Source organism: Streptococcus sp. 1621, from assembly GCF_013276615.1.
Lineage (GTDB): Bacteria > Bacillota > Bacilli > Lactobacillales > Streptococcaceae > Streptococcus.
In genome coordinates this window covers 1,922-3,449 of record NZ_VMLJ01000021.1, presented here as the reverse complement: position 1 = coordinate 3,449, position 1,528 = coordinate 1,922, and the positions used below count along the sequence as shown (strand labels likewise).

General features: G+C 39.9%; 1 protein-coding gene. It reads right to left on the bottom strand.

Annotation, left to right across the window (positions count from 1 at the left end):
- Nucleotides 1–497: 497 nt before the first annotated feature.
- Nucleotides 498–1,367: an aquaglyceroporin Gla gene (gla, locus tag HT697_RS05055; protein ID WP_112444212.1), complete on the bottom strand. Its 870-nt coding sequence runs from the start codon at nt 1,365–1,367 to the stop codon at nt 498–500.
- Between the last annotated feature and the right edge of the window lie 161 nt (nt 1,368–1,528).

Genomic DNA, 1,528 nt, shown 5'->3' with positions numbered 1-1,528 from the left:
TTACTCTTTGATTTTCATTGAGTATAAGATTGCAGATAAAACGATAAGGACGTCGGTCGAAAATAGCCCCCTAATCGCTTATTTTATAGTAAAATGAAATAAAAACTGAACATTTTGTTGAGGAAGGCAAATCAATTCCTCACAATGTTTGATAAAGAAGGGCGAACTATTCCAACTTCAACCCACTATAAAGCAGATTTACAAGATAGGGAACCCATCTCCGATAACATAATATATAGTAGAATGAAAACTGCACAATTTGATTGGGGAATTCAAACCAATTTCTCACAATGTTTTAGAAACAAGGATCTATTATTTCAACTGCAAGCTACTATAGCCCATTAAAGCTGAATAGCCCACTGAGACTTCTAAACCACTGCTGGAGAGGAGTGTGTTTCGATTTTCTTTCATTTCCCTAAAAAATCAAAAAGAGAGAACCAATCTGATCCTCTCTTACTTATAGATGGTGCTCACTCAAATGTTAAAGGAGCTATTTCTTAGAGATAAAGGAATTTGAATACAGCTACTGCCGCAATTGCTGCTGCGATAGGTGCTACTACTGGTACCCAAGAATACCACCATTTTGAATCGCCTTTATGCTCACCAAGAACTGATTTTGGAAGGAAAGCATGAAGGAGACGTGGTCCCAAGTCACGAGCTGGGTTCAAGGCAGGTCCTGTAGGTCCACCAAGTGATGTTACCAAAGCCATAACGAGGAATCCAAGTGCCAAGTGAGCCACAGAAAGTCCTGAAGCAGTGTGTGGAGCCACCTGTGCTTTAATAGCCAAGTCAGAAAAATCAACTGTTTGTCCTGCTTGTGTTGCCATTTGTTTCATGTATTGAAGCACTTCAGCACCAAAGAAGTTTTTAGTCAAACCAAGAGCTGCAAAGAACAAAACAAATGAACCAACAAACTCGTTTACAAAACCATTAACAGTTGCTGCATAGCGACTTTCTTTTGTACCATGGTCAATACTTGAAATAGTTGAGAAAGTTCCCAAGATGTTATTTGAGTTTTCAGTTTTCAAGTAGAATGGGCGGTGTGTTGCCACAACCAAGGCTTGACCAAAGATAGCCCCCAAGACTTGCGCGATAATGTAAGGTACCACTTGTGCCCAAGGGAAAAGACCGCTAACTGCAAGTCCTAGAGTGAAAGCAGGGTTGATGTGGTTCCCAGATACGTTACCAAACATCAAGGCTGGGATCATAACCCCCATACCATAACCAACAGCGATGACGATCCAGCCACTTTGGTGACCTTTCGTACCTTTAAGTTCAACGTTGGCAACTGCACCATTCCCAAGAATGATCAAAATGGCAGTTCCCAAAAATTCAGTGGCATACTTTAGTGCCCATGTGAAATCCATTTGCTAGATTCTCCTTAAAATTTTTTAGACATTCCTTATTTTATCAATTTTTACCCTATTTAGCAACTAGTTTCTGGAGAGATTTTTTAAAAATAATACTCTTCGAAAATCTCTTCAAACCACGTCAACGTCGCCTTGCCGCAGATATATGTAACTGACTT